Annotated in this window: 20 protein-coding genes and 1 tRNA gene; 8 read left to right on the plus strand and 13 right to left on the minus strand. The window is 74.4% G+C overall.

Going from position 1 to position 18,532, the window contains the following annotated elements:
* From ACZ7BZ_RS36195 to ACZ7BZ_RS36225, 7 genes are all read right to left on the minus strand, one after another.
* A partial coding sequence (locus tag ACZ7BZ_RS36195) for a histidine phosphatase family protein (protein ID WP_470362064.1) occupies positions 1 to 348 on the minus strand: 348 nt, incomplete at its 3' end.
* 206 nt (positions 349 to 554) lie between these two features.
* Positions 555 to 1,652 carry a phosphotransferase family protein gene (locus ACZ7BZ_RS36200; protein WP_470362065.1) on the minus strand — a complete coding sequence of 366 codons (1,098 nt, stop codon included), beginning with the start codon at positions 1,650 to 1,652 and terminating at the stop codon, positions 555 to 557.
* A 94-nt stretch (positions 1,653 to 1,746) separates the two neighbouring features.
* A complete protein-coding gene (locus tag ACZ7BZ_RS36205) occupies positions 1,747 to 2,058 on the minus strand; it encodes an ArsR/SmtB family transcription factor (RefSeq protein WP_470362066.1) in 312 nt (103 codons plus the stop codon).
* Positions 2,059 to 2,787: 729 nt separating this feature from the next.
* Positions 2,788 to 3,486: an SDR family oxidoreductase gene (locus ACZ7BZ_RS36210; protein WP_470362067.1), complete on the minus strand. Its 699-nt coding sequence runs from the start codon at positions 3,484 to 3,486 to the stop codon at positions 2,788 to 2,790.
* A 392-nt stretch (positions 3,487 to 3,878) separates the two neighbouring features.
* Entirely contained in the window at positions 3,879 to 4,271 is a 393-nt protein-coding gene (locus ACZ7BZ_RS36215) for a hypothetical protein (RefSeq protein WP_470362068.1), read from the minus strand.
* A gap of 105 nt (positions 4,272 to 4,376) precedes the next feature.
* Positions 4,377 to 4,676, minus strand: coding sequence for a DUF397 domain-containing protein (locus tag ACZ7BZ_RS36220; protein ID WP_470362069.1), 300 nt, complete (start codon positions 4,674 to 4,676; stop codon positions 4,377 to 4,379).
* On the minus strand, positions 4,673 to 4,810 hold the full coding sequence (locus tag ACZ7BZ_RS36225) for a hypothetical protein (protein ID WP_470362070.1): 138 nt from the start codon (positions 4,808 to 4,810) through the stop codon (positions 4,673 to 4,675). The genes ACZ7BZ_RS36220 and ACZ7BZ_RS36225 overlap by 4 nt, the downstream gene beginning before the upstream one ends.
* 1,146 nt (positions 4,811 to 5,956) lie before the next feature.
* On the opposite strand from ACZ7BZ_RS36225, the gene ACZ7BZ_RS36230 reads away from it, so the two are divergent.
* On the plus strand, positions 5,957 to 6,325 hold the full coding sequence (locus tag ACZ7BZ_RS36230) for a hypothetical protein (protein WP_380463209.1): 369 nt from the start codon (positions 5,957 to 5,959) through the stop codon (positions 6,323 to 6,325).
* Between the two features lie 1,061 nt (positions 6,326 to 7,386).
* Here ACZ7BZ_RS36230 and ACZ7BZ_RS36235 read toward each other — a convergent pair.
* Positions 7,387 to 7,728, minus strand: coding sequence for a hypothetical protein (locus tag ACZ7BZ_RS36235; protein ID WP_470362071.1), 342 nt, complete (start codon positions 7,726 to 7,728; stop codon positions 7,387 to 7,389).
* Positions 7,729 to 8,211: 483 nt separating this feature from the next.
* Here ACZ7BZ_RS36235 and ACZ7BZ_RS36240 point away from each other — a divergent pair.
* The 4 genes from ACZ7BZ_RS36240 to pgm all read left to right on the plus strand — a co-directional run bounded on the left by ACZ7BZ_RS36240 (position 8,212) and on the right by pgm (position 11,433).
* Positions 8,212 to 8,294, plus strand: a tRNA-Tyr gene (locus ACZ7BZ_RS36240).
* Positions 8,295 to 8,405: 111 nt separating this feature from the next.
* On the plus strand, positions 8,406 to 9,188 hold the full coding sequence (locus ACZ7BZ_RS36245) for a GNAT family N-acetyltransferase (protein WP_470362072.1): 783 nt from the start codon (positions 8,406 to 8,408) through the stop codon (positions 9,186 to 9,188).
* Between the two features lie 87 nt (positions 9,189 to 9,275).
* Positions 9,276 to 9,575 (plus strand): YciI family protein, encoded by a 300-nt coding sequence (locus ACZ7BZ_RS36250; RefSeq protein ID WP_380463353.1) that lies wholly within the window; start codon positions 9,276 to 9,278, stop codon positions 9,573 to 9,575.
* Positions 9,576 to 9,792: 217 nt separating this feature from the next.
* A complete protein-coding gene (gene pgm, locus ACZ7BZ_RS36255; protein ID WP_470362073.1) occupies positions 9,793 to 11,433 on the plus strand; it encodes a phosphoglucomutase (alpha-D-glucose-1,6-bisphosphate-dependent) in 1,641 nt (546 codons plus the stop codon).
* A 182-nt stretch (positions 11,434 to 11,615) separates the two neighbouring features.
* Here the strand turns inward: pgm and ACZ7BZ_RS36260 are convergent, their stop codons facing one another.
* The 3 genes from ACZ7BZ_RS36260 to ACZ7BZ_RS36270 form a co-directional block, all read right to left on the minus strand.
* A complete protein-coding gene (locus ACZ7BZ_RS36260) occupies positions 11,616 to 12,122 on the minus strand; it encodes a DUF6624 domain-containing protein (RefSeq protein WP_470362074.1) in 507 nt (168 codons plus the stop codon).
* A 120-nt stretch (positions 12,123 to 12,242) separates the two neighbouring features.
* A protein-coding gene (locus ACZ7BZ_RS36265) for an IS5 family transposase (protein ID WP_470362075.1) occupies positions 12,243 to 13,123 on the minus strand; the annotation gives its coding sequence in 2 pieces (ribosomal slippage) (positions 12,243 to 12,763 and positions 12,763 to 13,123; 882 coding nt in all).
* A 229-nt stretch (positions 13,124 to 13,352) separates the two neighbouring features.
* The gene (locus ACZ7BZ_RS36270) at positions 13,353 to 14,531 is read right to left on the minus strand and encodes an MFS transporter (protein ID WP_470362076.1); all 1,179 of its coding nucleotides are present in this window, start codon (positions 14,529 to 14,531) and stop codon (positions 13,353 to 13,355) included.
* A 140-nt stretch (positions 14,532 to 14,671) separates the two neighbouring features.
* Here ACZ7BZ_RS36270 and ACZ7BZ_RS36275 point away from each other — a divergent pair, with 140 nt between their 5' ends.
* On the plus strand, positions 14,672 to 15,013 hold the full coding sequence (locus ACZ7BZ_RS36275) for an ArsR/SmtB family transcription factor (protein WP_470362077.1): 342 nt from the start codon (positions 14,672 to 14,674) through the stop codon (positions 15,011 to 15,013).
* Between the two features lie 13 nt (positions 15,014 to 15,026).
* Here ACZ7BZ_RS36275 and ACZ7BZ_RS36280 read toward each other — a convergent pair whose 3' ends face one another.
* A complete protein-coding gene (locus ACZ7BZ_RS36280; RefSeq protein WP_470362078.1) occupies positions 15,027 to 15,425 on the minus strand; it encodes a VOC family protein in 399 nt (132 codons plus the stop codon).
* Between the two features lie 139 nt (positions 15,426 to 15,564).
* Here ACZ7BZ_RS36280 and ACZ7BZ_RS36285 point away from each other — a divergent pair, with 139 nt between their 5' ends.
* Both ACZ7BZ_RS36285 and ACZ7BZ_RS36290 read left to right on the plus strand, forming a co-directional pair.
* Positions 15,565 to 16,653, plus strand: a complete 1,089-nt coding sequence (locus ACZ7BZ_RS36285; RefSeq protein ID WP_470362079.1) for a helix-turn-helix transcriptional regulator — start codon at positions 15,565 to 15,567, stop codon at positions 16,651 to 16,653.
* Between the two features lie 46 nt (positions 16,654 to 16,699).
* Positions 16,700 to 17,449: an HAD family hydrolase gene (locus tag ACZ7BZ_RS36290; protein ID WP_470362080.1), complete on the plus strand. Its 750-nt coding sequence runs from the start codon at positions 16,700 to 16,702 to the stop codon at positions 17,447 to 17,449.
* A gap of 365 nt (positions 17,450 to 17,814) precedes the next feature.
* Here ACZ7BZ_RS36290 and ACZ7BZ_RS36295 read toward each other — a convergent pair whose 3' ends face one another.
* Entirely contained in the window at positions 17,815 to 18,465 is a 651-nt protein-coding gene (locus ACZ7BZ_RS36295; protein WP_470362081.1) for a GNAT family N-acetyltransferase, read from the minus strand.
* Between the last annotated feature and the right edge of the window lie 67 nt (positions 18,466 to 18,532).

The raw sequence follows: 18,532 nt of genomic DNA on the forward strand, positions 1-18,532 counted from the left end.
CCTGGGGTGGCTCTGCCCGCCGGGGTGGGGCGGGTCGGCGTGGTGGGGCGCAGGGTGGCGGCCAGGTGGGCGGGGGTGCGGTTGGGGGGCGTAGTCGCGTTCGTGTAGGTGCGCGTCCTGGTGCGGCGTTGGGTGTCTGTCGGGGGAGGTGATGCGGGTGGTGGTCGCCGCCCGGTGCGGGTCGGAGCGGGACGCCGCCGCCGGTGCCTCGCCGCGCTGGTGCTCGCCCGGTTCGGCGCCCTGGTGCCGGCCCAGTGGGCCCGGGGGCCAGGGCAGGTGGCCGGTGGTGGTGCCCGTCTCGTTGTCGGTGGTCGTGGCGTGCGTCTCGAGGGCGATCTCCACCGCCATCGGACCCTCCCTCTCCGTGCCTGCCTGGCCGCGTCCGCCTGGGCTGTGCCTGTCGGGTTGTGGCTGTCGGGCCGCGTCCGCCTGGGCTGTGCCTGTCGGGTTGTGGCTGTCGGGTTGTGCCTGTCGGGTTGTGCCGGTTCTGCCCGGCTGTTTCCGGGGGCTGGCGGGGTGGTCGTGTCCGGAGGCTGCCGTTGGTGGTGGGCCGGCTAGGTGTAGCGCTCGAACAGGGCTTGGAGGTAGTCCTCCAGGCGGTGGGTCAGCAGTGGCGCGTTCAGGTCGGTGCGGCCCAGATCGTGCCAGGGCACGGCGACCTTCTCGGCGTCCGGGGCGAAGGCCAGGGCGTCCAGCAGCCGCCAGTACAGGTGGTCGGGGCCGGTGGCGGTCAGGGTGCCGCCGGCCTGCCGGTAGGCGTCGGCGAAGGCCATGCCCGCCGGTACGCCGTGCAGCAGGGCCAGGGCGGTGGAGCAGTGGGCGACGTCCAGGTCGGCCGGGCCCCAGGAGGTCTCCACCCAGTCGACGACGCCGCTGACGGCCAGCGAGGCGCCCTCGCCGGTGAACAGCACGTTGCCGGGGTGGAAGTCGCGGTGCAGGAAGCAGGCCCGGTGCTCGGGCGCTGTTCGGCCGATCACCCGCACCGCCCGCTCCCACAGCCCGGCCCGCGTGGTGGCGGCCGGGATCCGTACCCGCTCGGGGGAGGTCCACGCCTGCCAGGCCCGCGGGCGCAGCTCCTCGGGTACGGCCAGGGCGTGGACGGCGGCCAACTGCCGTGCGAGCAGCGCTATCCGGCGCGTCACCTCGCCGTCCTCCTCGAGCCGTACCCGCCCGGGCAGGTGGCTCATCAGTAGTGACGGGTACTCGCACCGCTCGCCCCGGGCGTCCACCGCGCGCAGCCGGGCTGCCGGGACGCCGGTGTCGGCCAGCAGCTCCAGCACCCCGGCCTCGCGCTCCAGCAGCCCCGGCGCGTGGCGCAGGTAGAACGGTTTGACGAAGGAACGCAGCACCAGCGCGTCGCCGCCCGCGTAGCCGCCCGCGTCGCCGCCCGCGTCGCCGCCCGCGCTGCCGGTATCGCCTCGGCTGCCTCCGCCGGGGCGGGGTGCGCCGCCGGGGTGGGGTGCGATGTCCAGGCGGAGCATCCGCGAGGTCCACCCGCCCCGCAGTTCCCGGGCCCGCGCGATCCGCTCGCCGGGTGCCAGGGCGTCCTCCACCCACCGGTGTGTGCCGGCCCACTCCCGGCCGTCGTCGTCGATCATGGGCGACCACCCTACGCCCGCCCCCGGCGCCCATCGCCGCCCATCGCCGCCCATCGCCGCCCATCGCTGCCCCGGCCCTGCGGGCAGCAGCGGGGGGGTCGGGGGTGGGCCGGGGGCGGGCAAGGGGGTGGCCGGGTGTGGAGGGGTGTCAGGGGACGGGGGCGGCGTCGCGGGCTTCGGCGTCGGCGGCCGCGACCACGGCCGACAGCAGTCCGGGGAACCGTTCCTCCAGTTCGTCGGCGCGCAGCGTGTTCATCTTCGTGGTGCCCACGTAGTACTGGCGCAGCACCCCGGCCGCGCGCAGTACCGAGAAGTGGTGGCTGGAGGTGGAGCGCCCGACCGGCAGGTCGAAGGAGCCGCAGCTCAGGTCACCGCCCGAGTGTGCCAGGGTGCGCACCACCGAGCGCCTCGCCGGGTCGGCGAGGGCCTCCAGTACCTGCTGGACGTTCACGTCCTCCACACCGGGGTGCACGATCATCCGCGTCGCAACGCGTGCCCGTCCCACACCCACCACCCCTTCCCAAGCCTGGCCCCCGTCCCTGTGTCGAACACCGTGTCAACCGCCGCGTACCACACGCGACTTCACGCCCGACGCTACTACGGGACGGGGCCCTGCCACGCCCGACGCACCACCTCCGCGACACGAACTACGCACCCGGTGCGGCCCCGAGGGCGCCACGGCCCCGCCCGACGGCCCGAGAACGCGCGGTGACGGACGGCCTCCGCCCGCGCGGGGGAGCGCCCGCCGTACCCCGCCCGGAACACCGGTAACGGCGCAGCGCGGAAGCACCGGCAACGGCAGTGACGACAGCGACAGCGGCAACAGCCCCCGCCCGGGCCCCCGTTCAGGCCGCCCGCGCCGGACGCCGCGCCGGACGCCGCGCCGTGCCCGCGCCGGACGCCGCGCCGGACGCCGCGCCGTGCCCGCGCCGGACGCCGCGCCGGACGCCGCGCCGTGCCCGCGCCGTGCCGGACGCCGTGCCCGCGCCGTGCCGGACGCCGTGCCCGTGCCCGCGCTGTGCCCGTGCCCGCGCCGTGCCCGCGCCCGCGCCGTGCCGGACGCTGCGCCCGCGCCGTGCCCGTGCCTGGGGAGGCGGGGGTGGTGCCCCGCACCGGACGTCGGCGGGGCCGACGTCCGGTGCGGGGGCTTGCGCCCGGGTGGTGAGATCAGCCGATCTGGGTGGTGAGATCAGCCGATCTGGCCGGTGGGCCGCACGACGAGGTGGTTGACGTCCACGCCTGCGGGTTGGTTGACGGTGAAGAGGATCGCCTCGGCGATCTTTTCGGCGTTCAGCGTGGGTGCGGCTTGGGGGCTTCCGCCGCGCTCGTCCCAGAACGGGGTGTCCACGACCCCCGGGGCGACGAGGGTGACGCCCACGCCGTCCTTGGTCGCCAGGAGCCGGACGTTCTCGGCCAGGGCGTGCGCGGCCCACTTGGTGACGGAGTAGAGGCTGCCGGGCGTGTTCCTGGTGCCCGCGACCGAACCGACGATCACGATCCGGCCTTTGGACGTCCTCAGGTGCGGCAGCGTCTCGCGCACCAGCAGGGCCGGGCCGAGGACGTTGGTGAGGATCATGGCACGCATGGACCGCGGGTCGTGGTCCTCCAGGGTGCCGGGCAGGGAGAAGCCGGCGTTGGCGACCACGGTGTCCAACCGGCCCCACAGGCCCGTGACCTGACTCACCGCGGAGGCGACATGGCTCTCGTCACCGGCATCGCCGCTGATGGTCAGCAGCCGCTCCCGCGCCGCGGTGGAGGCGGCGAACGCGGCGAGCCGGTCGGCGTCGCGGCCGGTGACGGCCACTCGGTGGCCTTGCTTGAGCAGGGCACGGGCGGTGGCCGCACCGATCCCGCTCGAACCGCCGGTGATCAACGTGACTGGCTCCATGGGACGGCCTCCTCATTCACAGCGGTATCGGCAACGCGCCGGGCGCCGGGGCGCCGAGTGCCGGTGAGCACTGATGCGGCGCACGCGGGCCATGCGGTGATCACGGTGTCGTGACGCGACGTGGACACAGGGGCGGCCTGCGCCGCCACAGTGTAGATCCCGCACTGGTGGGAGCGATATTTTGCCGAGCTTCGTGCGCGCGGACGAGACGTTGCGCCTGGCCGGGGCCGGGGCCGGGGCCGGGGCGGGGGCGGGGCGGGGGCGGGGCCCCGGTGGTCGAGTGCGGCGCGCTCGCGCCGACCGCCCCCGGGGCCCGGCGGCCGTTCCACCCGCCGAACCTGTCTCGCGCCGGTGGGATGACGCGACGTCAGGCAGCGCTCTGGGGACGGGTGCTAGAACGTGGTCCAGTCGTTGTCGTCCGGGGTGCCGAGCGTGCGGATCCGCTCGCCGTCGGCGTCGTCGAAGGTGTCCGTGGCGATCTTGAACGTGCTGCCGTCGGGCCGGATGCCGTACAGCACGACCTGCTCGTTGCCGATGCCGCTCAGCGACAGGGACGTGCAGCCACCGCGCGGGACCTCGTGCGTCGCGGAGTTGCGCTGGGTGAACACGGCGTAGGAGGAGTAGGTGCCGCCCGAGCACAGGACGAAGTTGCCGCCCTGCTGGGCCTGACCCACCCCGCCCCCGGGTACGGACGCGTGCGCGGCGGTGACGCCGGTGAGGCCGAGAAGACCGGTGGTGGCGAGCAGCAGGCCGCCGGCCCGGATGGTGCGGGTCCTGGTACGCATGACTCTCCTTCGGGCGATCGGGACGCGCGCTGCGTCCTGACCCGCTCAACGGGGGTACCGGCCAAGGAGGTTCACCATGAGCCGGCCGGCCCTGCCCGCCCCGGCTCATCCGGCTTCCTGTGCCCGGATGGGGAGTTGAGCCCGGATGAGGGGCGAAGCCGCCCCCGCCGCCCCGGGGGCCGGGCGGCGGGGCTCAACACCGGGTCGGCGGGTGCCGAACTCGCCGGTGCGGGACGGCGGTGACGAAGGACCGCCAGGCGGCGGCGAAGACGAGCGCGGGGCCGCCCGGGTCCTGGAGTCGCGGACGGGCATGACACCGGTGAAGCCCTCCACGACCTCGATGCACTCGCCGCCCTGCCCGCTGTACGAGCTCTTGCGCCAGGCGGCACGGGAGCCGGGGTTCATGATGGCTGCTCCTTGGACGGGCGGTGGAGTGGGAAGTCGGCCCCGCCGACTTCCTGCGCGCGGGCCGGGACGGGGCAGATGTCGCGGCCCCGGGACCGGACTTCCTCGGTGTGCTCGGCGAAGCGGTCGAACATGCCGTTCTCCCCGCCGTGTTGCAGGTGCAGCAGGGGTGAGTCTTGACCTGCTCTCCGCCCAAAAGAACGGAGACTCCTACCACGCTGCGCGTGGTCGTCTCGGTGGCTTCCTGGTTCCTCCCTCTCGCGCAGGGGGTGCGTTCCTGTCTCCGGTTCCCGACCGGTGGTCTTACGGCGCTCCGCGGGCGTTTACCCGCACCGGTTGCCCGGTGAGGGCCGACGTGTCCGCCGGTCTCCGGTGCAGGGACGCCCGGCGGCGTCCCTCATAGGTGATGTCGCGGGCCGCGCATATGTCGCGGTCGTGGTGGGTGCCGCAGTTGGTACAGGTCTACTCGCGGGTGTTGAGGGGCTTGGGGCCGTCTCGGTGTCCGCAGTCCGCGCGGAGCCGGGAGGACGGGAATCCCCGGTCCACCTTGATCGGCAGGCGTCCGTACCTGCTGGCTTTGTACTCCGGCATGGTGAGGAACCGTCCCCGTCCGGCGTCGTGGACGGACTTGGCGAGGCGGGTCAAGCCGCAGCCCGGGACAGCACCCTCTGGGTCTCACAGTTCTCGCGCGTCAACTGGTGGGACAGCTTGTGGTGGAAGTCCTTGCGGGCGTTCGCTGTGTGGGCGTGGACCTCGGCGACCTTGATGCGGGGACTTCGCCCGGTTCCGCAGGGTGAACGAGCCCCCGCACCGCGCCGCCGCCCGCCACCTGCACGCCCGGACCGGCATCATCCTGCGCCTGACCCAGGCCGTCGCCCTCGACTGCACCCCGTCCGACCGCTACCTGGAGCGCTTCAGCCCGGTCTTCGACGGCGCCACCGTGCGCGGCACCACCCCCTCTCGCCGTCCCCCCGGCGCAAGCGCAGCCGCCTGCCCGGCGCCCGCTTCGTGTCCGTGCGCGAACTCCCCCGGTACATGGCCCCCTCCCAGGCCGCCCGCGTCGCCGAGGCCCTCACCGGCCGCGCCCTGCCCTCCTCCTGCACGGCCAGCGCCCCGACTGAGGTAGGGGGCGCCCGTTCCCGGGGCGGATGCTTCGCATTCCATCGAAGGTGCGGTTTGGGCCCTGCGGGCTCAACTCCCCGCCCTCGCCCGGTCGATGATCGGTTCGGAGCGACACCCCACTGGCGGGGTTCGCCGCATCCGTCAAGGAGTCGACGCAGATGACGCGAAGCAAGCTCGTCCTCGGGGCCTGTGCGATCACGATGGCCCTGGCGGCCGGCGTGGGCTGGACGGCGCAGGCCGACACCGCCGACGCGCGGCAGGACGCGCAGCCCGCCTCCGCCCGGGCCATCGCCGGCTACCAGCTCGTCAGGCTGGACAACGCCAACGTGGGCAACTTCCAGCGCCGCACCGTCAACTGCCCGAACGGGAAGCGGGCCCTGGGCGGCGGCGCGGAGGCGAGGGGCAACAACTCGGTCCTCAACGGCAGCTTCCCGAGCGACGACGGCAGGGGCTGGATCGGCGTCGGCCACCAGCCCGGCGAGAACAGCGTGGGCATCAGCGTGTTCGTCATCTGCGCCGACGCCTGAGCCCGGGACCTGAGCCCGGGACCTGAGCCCGGGACCTGAGCCCGGGGCCTGAGCCCGGGGCCTGAGCCCGGGGCCTGAGCCCGGGGACTGACCCCGGGCCGGGCGCCAGGCGCCTGGCGCCCGGCCCGGAGCGGGGGCGGGAAGGGCCCGGCCGTACCGGCCGGGCCCTTCCCGCTGCTCGTGCGCGCCGTACCGTCGCGCGAACGGCGTGGACGGCACGGGCCGGTCGGCTGGCCCTGCCGGGGCGCGGAGGGGCGTCGAAGGGCAGGAGGTCGGTGTGCTCGGCGCCGGCGTCGACGAGCAGGGGGATGTTCACGGCCTGGAGCTTGTCGGTGCCGCCGTCCGCTGCACGTCGCGCACCGAGCCGGGGCGCAGCACCGCGTGGGGAGCGGCGCTGACCGGGGAGCGGCGCTGACCGGGTGCCCGAAGTCGCTGCGGAAGCGTTCCAGGCCCTCGGCCGTAAGGGTCACGCCGCCCTCCGGGGCGGGCAGTTCGGCGACGTCCGCGCCCGGCTCGGCGGCCCGGGCGCGGGCGGGCGGCGGTGTTCCGGCCGTCGCCGTCGCCGTCGCCGTCGCCGTCGCCGGCGATCAGGGCGCGGCGGGACAGGCCTGACCTGCTCGTCACAGGGTCGCTCCGATCGGTCGTCCATAAGGGGGATCGTTGTGCCGCGACCGTCCCGCGGCCGCCTACCGCGCCGCACGCCCCCCGGGGTGGCTCCTGCGCTGGTTGTTGCTCCTGTTCGTCCAGCCGCCGCAGCGCGTTCAGCGCGAACTGCCCGTACCGGCCCTGGTGGCGGGGCCCGTCCGGGGGGATGTGCGCCGCCGCCTCCACCGCCTCCACCGCCTCCACCGCCTCCCGCAGCGCCCCGGGCACGCCGGCCGGCCGCGGTTCGCGGCTGAGCTCCGGTAGGACCCGGGTGGGCTTGAAGGCGTGGACGTGCGGGGTGACGGCGAACAGCGTCCGGTGCGCCCGCAGGCCCTCCTGCCCGTCCAGGGCCCACCGGTTGGAGCCCGGCAGCCGCGTCCGCGCCGCCGGCACCAGGTCCTCGTGCGGACGGCCCGTCACCGGCTCGCCTGGCCCAGCCGGCGCTCGATGTCCCTGAGCTCGGCCACCGAGTACTCCCACATCCGCCGCTGGTGGGCGGGCGCGTCCGCGGGGATGCGGGCGGACGCGGCCCGCGCCTCCGCCAGCAGCGCCTGCCGGGCCCCCGGCATCCGGGCCGCCCGCAGGCTGACCTCGCTCAAGTCCCGCAGCACGTAGGCGAGTTTGTAGGCGTAGACGTGCGGGGTGGCGGCGAACAGGATCCGGTAGACCCGCAGCCCCTCCTCGCCCTCCAGGATCCGCTCGTTGTGGCCCATCAGCCGCACCCGCGCCGCCAGCACCAGGTCCGTGTGCACGTTCATCCGCCGTGTCCCCCTTCGTCATCGCGTCTTCCGGCACCCCACCCCCCACACCGCGCCAGGGCACGCCAGGGCGCGCCGGACCGCGCACCGGCCGCCCGGGCAAGCGGGCGGCGGCACGTGGGCCGCGGAGGGGGAGTGGGGTGTCGCACGAGTGTGCGCGGTGCGCGGGGGCGGCGGCAAGACGGAAAAAGAGTGTGCTGCGTCCTACCGCAACCCTTGCCTGACCTGGCAGGATCGGGGTCGGCACCCTCCCGGGGCCGGGGCCGGAAATCCAGTTGCGCCCCAGGATCCCCGCACGGCAGGCTGGGCCGCGGAACACACCGACGTAGCGCAGAGCGACGCGGTGCGGGGAGAGAGGGGAGCGTGCCGATGGCCACCAGCGGCAATCGCCATCGCCCCCACCCGCGCGCGTTCGGCTATCACCCGGCGCGCTGAGCGTCCCGTCCTGCCCGCGCCCGCGGGCAAGGGCGCCGACGCACCCCCGGGCGAGCTGGGCACTGGAGAGCCCAAGGGCCTGTAAAGCCCCCGCTGCGGCTGTGGCGGTTCGAATCCGCCCTCGCCCACCACACCCCACCGCTCCGCACATCCGCGTCCCACCCGTGCCCCGAAGGTGGCCCAGCGCGCCCGTACCGGAATTGGCCCAGGCAACGGGCCAATTCGGCACTACCGTAGGCACCATGACCACCGCACCCACCGCCGCACCCACCGCGACCGACCAGAACGCCTCCCCGGCCCGGGCGCTGACGCTCCAGGCCCGCAACTCCGCCGCCTTCTGGGCCGCCACCGGCCGAAGCCGCGGCCACGAGGTGATCCGGCGCCGCGGATTCGTCGCCGTCGACGGCGACGAGCGCGCCGGCCTGCGGATCCTGATCCAGGAACCCGGTCTCGACCCGGACGAACTCGCCGAACTGAGCGCCCTGGCCCGCCGCGCCCCGGGCCCGGTCAACGCCGAGGACCCCTTCAGCGCCACCGACCTGAGCCACCTGGGCCTGCGCAACTGGCAGATGCCCGTCATGCTGCGCCCGCCCGCGCCCCTCGGGCCGGAAGGCGAACCGGCGCCCGGCGTGATCCGGGTACGGCGCCCCGAGGACCTCCGGGCGGCCGAGCGGGTCGTGATCGAGGGCTTCGAGCTGACCGGCTTCCAACCCCACCGCCCCGGTGAGCTGTTCCCGATGACGCTGATCGGGCAGCCGGGCGTGGACGTCTTCCTCGCCACGCGTGAGGGCGTGCCCGCCGGAGCCTGCGTCAGCGTCGTCCACGAGGGCGTCGGCAGCCACTACTGGGTCGCCACCTCCCCGGACTTCCGCTCGCGCGGCGTGGGCCGGGCCGTCATGCTCGGCTCCCTCACCGCCCTGGCACACCTGCCGCTCACCCTCACCGCCTCGAAGCTGGGCCGGCCGCTGTACGAGTCGCTGGGCTACACCGCCGTGGCGCCCTCGACCTGGTGGGCCTGGCGGTGAGCCCCGCCTGGCGGTGAGCCCCGTCCGCCCGGTGAGCCCCGCGGCCCCGGCGCCCTGCCGTTCGGCCCGGGCGGCTAGCCTGACGGCATGTTCGTACTGGAGTTGACGTACACCGCCCCGATGGAGCGGATCGACGAGGCGCTGGCGGAGCACGTGCGGTGGCTCGACGGCCACTACGCGGCGGGCACCTTCCTGGCCTCCGGGCGCAAGGTGCCGCGCGACGGCGGGGTGATCCTGGCGGCGGGGCAGGACCGCGCCGCGATCGAGGCGCTGGTGGCCACCGACCCGTTCGTGCGACGGGGCCTGACCGAGTACCGGGTGACGGAGTTCCTGGCCACCGTCACCGCCCCCGCACTGGACGGCTACCGCCAGCAGCTGCCCGCCTGAACCCGGCGGCCCCGCCGACCTGAACCCGCCGGCCTGAACCCGGCCCGGCTGAACCCGGCCCGCCCGGCCGAACCCGGGGGCCCCGTCCGGCCCGAGCCGCCCCACGTGCCCCGAACGCCCCCGCGCGGTTCGGGGCACGGTCGCGTTCTGGCTACGATCGGTGAGCGCGGGGCGAGGACGTAACGCGGGTTTCGTGGATTTCGGCGGGAGAAGACGGATGGCACACGCACGGGCCGGGCAGCCGGCGCAGCCCGGGGACCTGGTGGACGTGGCACGGCTGGTGACGGCCTACTACGCGCTGCGCCCGGATCCGCAGGAGGTGGCGCAGCGGGTCGCGTTCGGGACCTCCGGGCACCGGGGCTCCTCCTTGGACGCGGCGTTCAACGAGGACCACATCGCGGCGACCACGCAGGCGATCTGCGAGTACCGGGCCGAACAGGGCGTCGCGGGCCCGCTGTTCCTGGGCGCGGACACCCACGCCCTGTCCGAGCCGGCCAAGGCCACGGCCCTGGAGGTGCTGGCGGCCAACGGTGTGCAGGTGCTGATCGACGCCGCCGACGGCTACACCCCCACCCCGGCGCTCTCGCACGCGATCCTGGCCCACAACCGGCGCAGTCCCCGGGCGCTGGCCGACGGCATCGTGGTCACCCCCTCGCACAACCCGCCGCGCGACGGCGGTTTCAAGTACAACCCGCCCAGCGGCGGTCCGGCCGGTTCCCAGGCCACCGGCTGGATCCAGGACCGCGCCAACGAGCTGATCCGCGAGGGCCTGCGCGGGGTCAAGAAGGTCCCGTACGCGCGGGCGCTGGCCGCGGCCACCACCGGGCGCCACGACTTCCTGGGCGCCTACGTCGAGGACCTGCCCTCGGTGCTGGACCTGGACGCGGTGCGCTCGGCGGGCCTGCGCATCGGCGCCGACCCGCTGGGCGGCGCCTCGGTGGCCTACTGGGGGCGTATCGCCGAGACCCACCGCCTGGACCTGACCGTGGTCAACCCGGTCACCGACCCGACGTGGCGGTTCATGACGCTGGACTGGGACGGCAAGATCCGCATGGACTGCTCCTCCCCGGCCGCGATGGCCTCCCTCATCGGCCGCAAGGACGAGTACGCCATCGCCACCGGCAACGACGCGGACGCCGACCGGCACGGCATCGTCACCCCCGACGGCGGCCTGATGAACCCCAACCACTACCTGGCGGTGGCTGTCGACTACCTCTACCGCCACCGGGCCGACTGGCCCGCGGACGCCGCCGTCGGCAAGACCCTGGTCTCCTCCTCGATGCTCGACCGCGTCGCCGCGGGCCTGGGCCGCGCCCTGGTGGAGGTCCCGGTCGGTTTCAAGTGGTTCGTCGACGGCCTGCTGGAGGGCTCGATCGCCTTCGGCGGCGAGGAGAGCGCCGGTGCCTCCTTCCTGCGCCGTGACGGCGGGGTGTGGACCACCGACAAGGACGGCATCCTGCTGGCCCTGCTCGCCGCCGAGATCACCGCCGTCACCGGTGCCACTCCCAGCGCCCGCTACCGCGAACTGACCGAGCGTCACGGCGCTCCCGCCTATGCCCGCGTCGACGCGCCCGCCGACCGGGAGCAGAAGGCCCGTCTGGCCCGCCTGGCCCCCGAGCAGGTCACCGCCGGGCAGCTCGCCGGCGAGAAGATCACCTCGGTGCTCTCGCACGCCCCCGGCAACGGGGCGGCCATCGGCGGCCTGAAGGTCTGCACCGACAGCGCCTGGTTCGCCGCCCGGCCCTCGGGCACCGAGGACGTGTACAAGATCTACGCCGAGTCCTTCCTGGGCGCCGACCACCTGGCCCGGGTCCAGCAGGAGGCCCGCGCCCTGGTCGGCGACGTCCTCGGCGCCTGACGCGCACGCCCGTCCGGCCCCGGACCCCGGCCCCAGGCCCCCGGACCTTGGACCCCTAGCCCCAGGCCCCCGGACCTTGGACCCCTAGCCCCGGACCCCGGACCCCGGGCCTTGGACCTTGGACCCCTAGGGTCTGTCCGGCGGATCAGGCGCGAGCGTGATCCGCCGGATGCCGGGGTGAATCAGGCGGTGGAGAACTGAGCGATGTACTCGGCGAACGGCGGGATTCCCACCTCTGCACGGCGCTCGTCCATGCGCTCGGGTTCCTCGCAGGGCCACGGGATCGGCGCGCCGTCCTTCACGCCGGCGATCTGCGTGCCGTAGATCTGCTTCCTCCCTTCGTTCACAAGGGTGCGATCCCGCAGGAAGGCAAGATCTCGCCGGCTGGCAGCGCCGTCGGCCATCGCCTGCTCCATCAGCCGCAGCGCGCGCCGCTGAACGTCGAGCTGCCGGTCGGCGTGCTGCGCGATCAGCCACGCGGCCCGGGCCGCGTCCTCACCGACCAGCTCCGCGGTCGGCCATCCGTGCGCGTCCATGATCTCGCTGAGACGGTCCGCATGCTGCGCGGTCAAGCGCCGCCAGGCCAACTGCTCCGCCGGGTCTTCGCTGTTCGCATTGCGCGCGGCCTGGTGATCTGCCGCAACCATCATGTTGAGCTCCGCAGCCACTGCGGCAATGTCAGATGCCATCCCGACTCCAAGTCAGATCGAAGTTCTCGCTGGTCATCCGCAACCTTAGGTGTGCAAATCGCGACAAAATCTCCTCCCGGAGGGCGGTGACAGGCACGTCCGGATCTTGGGATACTTGATCTACCGACGGAGCCGGAGCCGGATCGACGCAACGCTGACCGTCCCGTGGAAGACGTAGGCCCGTTTGTCGAAGCGCGTCGCAATGGCACGGAAGTGCTTCAGGCGATTGATCGTGCGCTCGACTTCATTGCGGCGCCTGTACATCTCCTTGTCGAAGCCCACCGGCCGACCACCCTGACTGCCTCGACGTTGGCGGTTGGCCCGCTGGTCCTTGGGCTCCGGAATGGTGTGCTTGATCTGGCGTCTGCGCAGGTAGCGACGATTGCGGCGGGAGCTGTACGCCTTGTCGCCGCCCAGGTGGTCAGGCCGGGTGCGCGGACGGCCGCCGCCGAGGCGCTTGACCCGAACGCGTTCCAGAACGGGGATCAGCTGGGAGCTGTCACCCCATTGGCCCGGCGTGATCAGCAGAGCCAGCGGCCGGCAGCCGCCTTCCCCGGCAAGATGGATTTTGCTCGTCAGACCGCCCCGGGAGCGCCCGAGTCCCTCGTCGGGGCGGTGCTGCCGAGGCGTTGATCTTTTTTCGGGATCCGCGGTGCTCTGTGCGGAGCTCCGGCTGCGTGCTGGTGAGCTCGGCATGAGGTCGAGTCGACGCTGACCATGCTCCAGTCCACCCGCCCCTGGGCGTCGGCGTCGGCCAGCACGGCCTGAAGGATCCTGTCCCAGGTCCCGTCTGCGGACCAGCGCCGATGGCGCTCGTAAACGGTCTTCCAGCTCCCGAACCGCTCCGGCAGATCACGCCAGGGCACTCCCGTGCGGACCCGGAACAGGATCCCGTTGATCACCTGCCGGTGGTCGCACCAACGCCCGCCGCGACTACCGGATTTCGGCAGATGCGGCTCGAGCCGCATCCACTCGTCCCTGGTCAGATCTCCCCGCCCCACGACCAGAGCAACGATCGGATCGTTGGACAGTCACAAGATCCGCCGGACAGGGCCTAGCCTCGGGCCCCGGACCCCGGACCCCGGACCCCGGACCTTGGGCCCCGGACCTTGGACCCCGGACCTTGGACCCCAGGCCCCGCCCCCCGCCCCCCGTCCCTCGGGCCCGGGGCCGGGGTCAGGGGCCGGGACGGCAGGTCCGGGGGAGCGGCTCGGGGGCCGGCGCCGGCGCTCAGGTCCGGGCGGGAGCGGCCGCCCCCGCCCGGGCGGGAGCGCGCCGGTCGCGGGTGGTGGCCGCAGCCGTGGCGCAGGCCACCAGGGCCAGGGCCGCCGCGGCGAGGGGGAACCAGCGGGTGCCCAGCAGGGCGATGGCCGCCGAGCCCGCGACACCGCCGCCCGCCGTACCGAGGTAGAGGGCGCTGCTGTTGAGGGAGATCAGCAGCGGCGCGTTCGCCGCATCGAGCGAGGCCAGCCGGTGCGGCAGCGCGACCGACACCGCCCAGCCCGCCAGCGGCACCACCGCCGCGTACGCCAGTGCCCCCGGCATGCCGCGCCCCAGCCAGGGCAGGGCGGCGAAGGCGCACGCGGCGACGGCGGAGCCGGCCAGCAGGACGGTGCGCACCCCGGTGCGGTCGACCAGGCGTCCGCCCAGCCAGCTGCCGGCCACCGACATCACGCCGGTGGTGAGCAGGACGAGGCTGAGCTTGTCGGCGTCGCCGCCGGTGGCGCCGTGGACGGCGGTGGCGAGGTAGATGTAGACGCTCTGGAAGGCCAGGAAGAAGGCGAGCGTGGTGGCGGCGGCGCCCAGTACCCGGCGCCGGCCCAGCGGGGCGAGGCGGGCGGCGAGGGTGGGGGCGGCGGCGGGGGCGGGCAGGTCGCGCAGCAGGGTGGCGAGTCCGGCGAGCGCGGCCAGGCCGAGCGCGGTGACCAGCCACATCGTCAGCCGCCAGTCGGTGCGTCCGACCCAGGTGCCCAGCGGCACGCCCAGCGCGGTGGCGAGCGTCATGCCGCCGAGCACGGTGGCCAGGGCCCGGCCGCGCCGTTCGGGGGCGACCAGGGCGGTGGCGACGGCGTTGGCGGTGGGGGTGTAGAGGGCGGCGCCGGCGGCGGCCAGCACCCGGGTGGCGAGCAGCAGTTCGTAGCTGGGGGCGAGGGCGCTGAGGGCGTTGGCGGCGCTGAAGACGGTGAGCGCGGTCAGCAGCAGGCGCCGGCGCGGCCAGCGGGCGGTGGCGGCGGCCAGGGGCGGGGCGAGCAGGGCGTAGCCGAGGGCGAAGACGGTGACCAGCTGGCCGGCGGCGCCCACCGACACGCCCAGGTCGTCGGAGACCGGGCCGAGGATGCCGGCCACCACCATCGAGTCGGTGCCCATGGCGAAGGTGCCGAGGGCGAGCAGGAGCAGGCGTACGGGCACGGAGAAGCCCCCCGGAGTAATTGTTGGACGAACATGCAACGGTTTGATGCTCGCCAAACAATCGGGGATTGGTGGATGATTGTCAAACCATCCCCGCCGCTGGCCGTCCCCCACGGGACCCGAGGACCGGAGCCGACCCCATGACCGACGACGAACGGCTTCCCCAGCCCCCCACCGCCGACATCGACCTCGTCACCGTCCTGCACGCCCTCGGCGACCCCGTGCGCATGCGCCTGCTGCTCAGCTACGCCGACGGCGCCGAACACTCCTGCTCCCCCCGCGACCTGGGCCTGGACCACCTCCACAAGTCGACCGTCTCCCACCACATGCGGGTCCTGCGCGAGGCCGGCGTCACCACCACCCGCGTCGCCGGCCGCAACCGCTTCGTCAGCCTGCGCCGCACCGACCTGGACGCCCGCTTCCCCGGCCTGCTGGACGCCCTCCTCGCCGTCGCCCTCCCGGCACCCGTCCCGACCCCCTGAACGCCCCGAGGACTCAGCGCGCGTACTTCGCGACGGCCTCCGGGGTGACGGGCGTGAAGAAGTTGACGAGGTTGCCGTCCGGGTCGCGCACCAGCAGCGACCGGTTGCCCCACGGCATCGTGGCGGGCCCGGCGACGACCTCGGCGGCCACGCCCGCCAGGTCCTCGGCCAGCCGGTCCACGTCGGCGACCAGGAACTCGGTGATCACACTGCGGTTGTCCGCCGCCCGGGCCGACCCCGGGGCGAACAGCGCGACCGTGGCGGCGCCGGCGATCGCCAGGCTCGCCCCCGCCGTCCTGAGCTCGGCGAACTCCTCGGTGGCCCACACCGCCCGCGCCCCCGTGGCCCGCTCGTAGAAGCCGACGAGGCGCGCGACGTCGCCGGTGATGACGCGGATCGAGACGAAGTCCATGGAATCTCCCAGACCGTAGTAAGCCGTAGTTGAAGAGCCGAAGCCAGGGGCCGACGCGAAGCGCCGAAGCCCCTGTGCCCCGCACACTAGGAGCGATAGGGGACAGAACCGGTCCCCTATCGGAAGTAGGTTTCTCCCCGTGCCCCGACCCACCGCCCGCGTGCTGACCCTCCTGGAACTCCTGCAGTGCGGCGGCACCCGCACCGTCGCCGAACTCGCCGACCGGCTCGGCGTCCAGGGCCGCACCGTACGGCGCTACGCGCAGCAACTCGCCGAACTCGACGTGCCCGTGGAATCGGTGCGCGGCCGCTACGGCGGCTACCGCCTGGCCCCCGGCTACCGCCTGCCCCCGCTCATGCTCGGCGACGACGAGGCACTGGCCGTACTCCTGGGCCTGCTCGCCGGCCGCCGCACCGCACTCACCACCATCCAGCGCACCGCCAACGAGACCGCGACGGCGAAGATCCGGCGCGTCCTGCCCCGCCACCTCGCCCACCGGCTCGACGCCCTCCAGGACGCCCTCGCCTTCACCGACCCGCCCGGCGAGGCGCCCGGCGAGGCGCCCGGCGAGGCGCCCGGCGAACCCGAGACCCCCGACGCCGCCCTGCTGCTCACGGTCGCCGACGCGGTACGCCACCGCCGCCCGCTCGCCCTGCGCTACACCGACCGCGAAGGCCGCCCCAGCGAACGCACCCTGCACGCCCACGGCATCGTCGCCCACCGCGGCCGCTGGTACCTCACCGGCCGCGACACCCGCCTCGACCAGGACCGCACCCTGCGGCTCGACCGCGTCACCGACGCCCGCACCCTGCCCGGCACCTTCGACGAACCCGCCGGCCCCGACCCCGCCCAGCGCGTCCTGACGGGCTTCGCCACCGCCGACTACCGCCACCACGTCACCCTGCGCATCCGGGCCGACGCCGCACACGTCCGCGCCCATCTGCCCGCATCCGTCGCCGAGTTGCGGGAACTGCCACCCGCCACGGACCCGGACGGCCCCAAAGAGACGGACAGCCCGGGTGATCCGGACAGCCCGGGTGATCCGGGCGGCTCGGGCGGCGGGGGCTGGCTGCGCGTCGACCTGCGGGCGCAGCGGCTCGACTGGCTGCCCCCGGTCCTGGCCGCACTCGACCGCCCGTTCGCCATCGAACGCCCCGAGGAACTGCGCGCCCTCGTCACCGCCCTCGCCGACCGCCTCGCCGCCGGCGCCCGCGCCGCCGACGCGTAGGGTCCGTACCGCAGGACACCACAGCGATCACCGGGAAGGACGGTCCATGCCGATCAGGGGCGTGCTCTTCGACGTCGACGACACCTTGTTCGACTACACGCGCTCGGAGGAGGAGGGCATCCTCGCCCACCTGCGGGACGTCGGCCTGCTCGACCGCTTCCCCACCCCGCAGGCCGCACTCACCCTGTGGCGCTCCGTCATGGAGTACCAGTACGCCCGCTACCTCGCCCGGGAACTCACCCTGCAGGGCCAGCAGTACGCGCGCACCCGCCAGTTCCTCGCCGAACTCGGCCAGGACGGCGCCGAAGACCTCACCGACGACCAGGCCGCCGCCTGGTTCGCCGGCTACGCCGCCCACCGCGACGCCGCCTGGAGCGCCTTCCCCGACGCCGAGCCGACCCTCCTCGCCCTCGCCCCCCACTACCGGCTCGGCATCGTCTCCAACTCCGACACCGACCACCAGCGCCGCAAACTGCGCACCATCGGCCTGCTCGACCACATCGGCGACGTCCTCATCTGCTCCGGCCAGCACGGCGAGGCCAAACCGGCCCCCAGCATCTTCCACGCCGGCTGCACCGCCCTGGGCCTGCCCCCGCACGAAGTCGCCTACGTCGGCGACAAGTACACCCACGACGCCGAAGGCGCCCGCGACGCAGGCCTGCACGCCTTCTGGCTCGACCGCGCCGCCACCGGCACCCCACCCACCGACGGCATCCACGTCCTCCACGACCTCACCACCCTGCCCCAGGCCCTGACCGCCCTGACCGCCCTGACCGCCCTGCCGCAGGCCCGCTGACCTGCGCTCCCGCACCGGAAGTCGCTCCCGCCGACTCTCGGTGCGGGGCGCGGTCGGCGTGGGCTGTGGGGCGTCGGCGGGTTCGGGGTTGTGCCGTGGCGGGCTCGCGTGTGCCGCCTGCGCACCGGAAGTCGGCTGGTTCGACTTCCGGTGCGGCGGGAGTCGGCCCGAGCGCGGGGAGTCGCCTGCTCTGGCGCCCCGCCTGCCGAGGCGCGGGAAGTCGGCCCGGTCGACTTTTGATGCGGCGGCCGGCAGTTGGCCCGGGCGCGCGGGCAGTGGCCTGCTCTGGCGCCCCGCCCCTCGGGGTGCAGGAAGTGACCGGGCCGACTTCCTGCACGCGGGCGTTGGGCTGAGGTCCCGGCCGGCTACGCCGCCGGGGCGGCGAAGAGGTCGCGGCAGGCGGGGGTCAGGCCGGTGACCGTCACCGGGACGGGCGGGCCCGGCCAGTCGGCGCGGGACAGGCGCAGGCGCCGGGACTCCACGACCCGGCCGTCCAGGGTGTCGCGGTCGATGCCGTCGGGGCGGTAGCCGAGCTTGCGGGAGACCGCGAGGGAGGAGTGGTTGTCGGCGAAGGACACCGAGGTCGCCGAGACCGCGCCCAGCTCCGCGAACGCGAGATGGAGCATCGCGGCGCGCATCTCGGTGCCCAGACCCCGGCCCTGGTGCTCCAGGCCGATCCACGAGCCGGAGGCGATCTCCCGCCGTACGGCGAACTCCTGCGCCCGCATGTCCTGCACGCCCACCGGGCTCCCCCGGTGGAAGGCCACCAGGTCCAGCGCCCAGTGCCGCGCCGTCCAGCGCCCCAGCCGCCGCCAGTGCATCTGCAGCACGTGCCGGGCCCGTTCGGCGGGCGGCAGTTCGCCCCACGGGGTGAGGAAGGGGCGTTCGCCCGGCGGGTGGACACCGCGCGCGGCGAGGTCCGCGACCGCGCAGAGCTCGTCCTCGGTGGGCAGGCGCAGCTCCAGGCGCGGCGTGGTGACGCGCAGGCCCATCAGCGGCCAGTGGTCGGCGATCATCCGGACAGTGTGCCGAAGCCGCCCCCTCGCCCGCACCGGGTTTCCGGCCGGCGAGCACCACTCGGGC

Source organism: Kitasatospora sp. NPDC036934 (genome assembly GCF_055608425.1).

Coding starts and splice junctions, on each gene's coding strand:
- ACZ7BZ_RS36295 (WP_470362081.1), bottom strand. CDS start 18,465: ATGATCGCCGACCACTGGCCGCTGATGGGCCTGCGCGTCACCACGCCG.
- ACZ7BZ_RS36290 (WP_470362080.1), top strand. CDS start 16,700: ATGCCGATCAGGGGCGTGCTCTTCGACGTCGACGACACCTTGTTCGAC.
- ACZ7BZ_RS36210 (WP_470362067.1), bottom strand. CDS start 3,486: ATGGAGCCAGTCACGTTGATCACCGGCGGTTCGAGCGGGATCGGTGCG.
- ACZ7BZ_RS36215 (WP_470362068.1), bottom strand. CDS start 4,271: ATGCGTACCAGGACCCGCACCATCCGGGCCGGCGGCCTGCTGCTCGCC.
- ACZ7BZ_RS36200 (WP_470362065.1), bottom strand. CDS start 1,652: ATGGGCGGCGATGGGCGGCGATGGGCGCCGGGGGCGGGCGTAGGGTGG.
- ACZ7BZ_RS36245 (WP_470362072.1), top strand. CDS start 8,406: ATGACCACCGCACCCACCGCCGCACCCACCGCGACCGACCAGAACGCC.
- ACZ7BZ_RS36230 (WP_380463209.1), top strand. CDS start 5,957: ATGACGCGAAGCAAGCTCGTCCTCGGGGCCTGTGCGATCACGATGGCC.
- ACZ7BZ_RS36235 (WP_470362071.1), bottom strand. CDS start 7,728: ATGAACGTGCACACGGACCTGGTGCTGGCGGCGCGGGTGCGGCTGATG.
- ACZ7BZ_RS36250 (WP_380463353.1), top strand. CDS start 9,276: ATGTTCGTACTGGAGTTGACGTACACCGCCCCGATGGAGCGGATCGAC.
- ACZ7BZ_RS36225 (WP_470362070.1), bottom strand. CDS start 4,810: ATGTTCGACCGCTTCGCCGAGCACACCGAGGAAGTCCGGTCCCGGGGC.
- ACZ7BZ_RS36260 (WP_470362074.1), bottom strand. CDS start 12,122: ATGGCATCTGACATTGCCGCAGTGGCTGCGGAGCTCAACATGATGGTT.
- ACZ7BZ_RS36220 (WP_470362069.1), bottom strand. CDS start 4,676: ATGAACCCCGGCTCCCGTGCCGCCTGGCGCAAGAGCTCGTACAGCGGG.
- ACZ7BZ_RS36280 (WP_470362078.1), bottom strand. CDS start 15,425: ATGGACTTCGTCTCGATCCGCGTCATCACCGGCGACGTCGCGCGCCTC.
- pgm (WP_470362073.1), top strand. CDS start 9,793: ATGGCACACGCACGGGCCGGGCAGCCGGCGCAGCCCGGGGACCTGGTG.
- ACZ7BZ_RS36275 (WP_470362077.1), top strand. CDS start 14,672: ATGACCGACGACGAACGGCTTCCCCAGCCCCCCACCGCCGACATCGAC.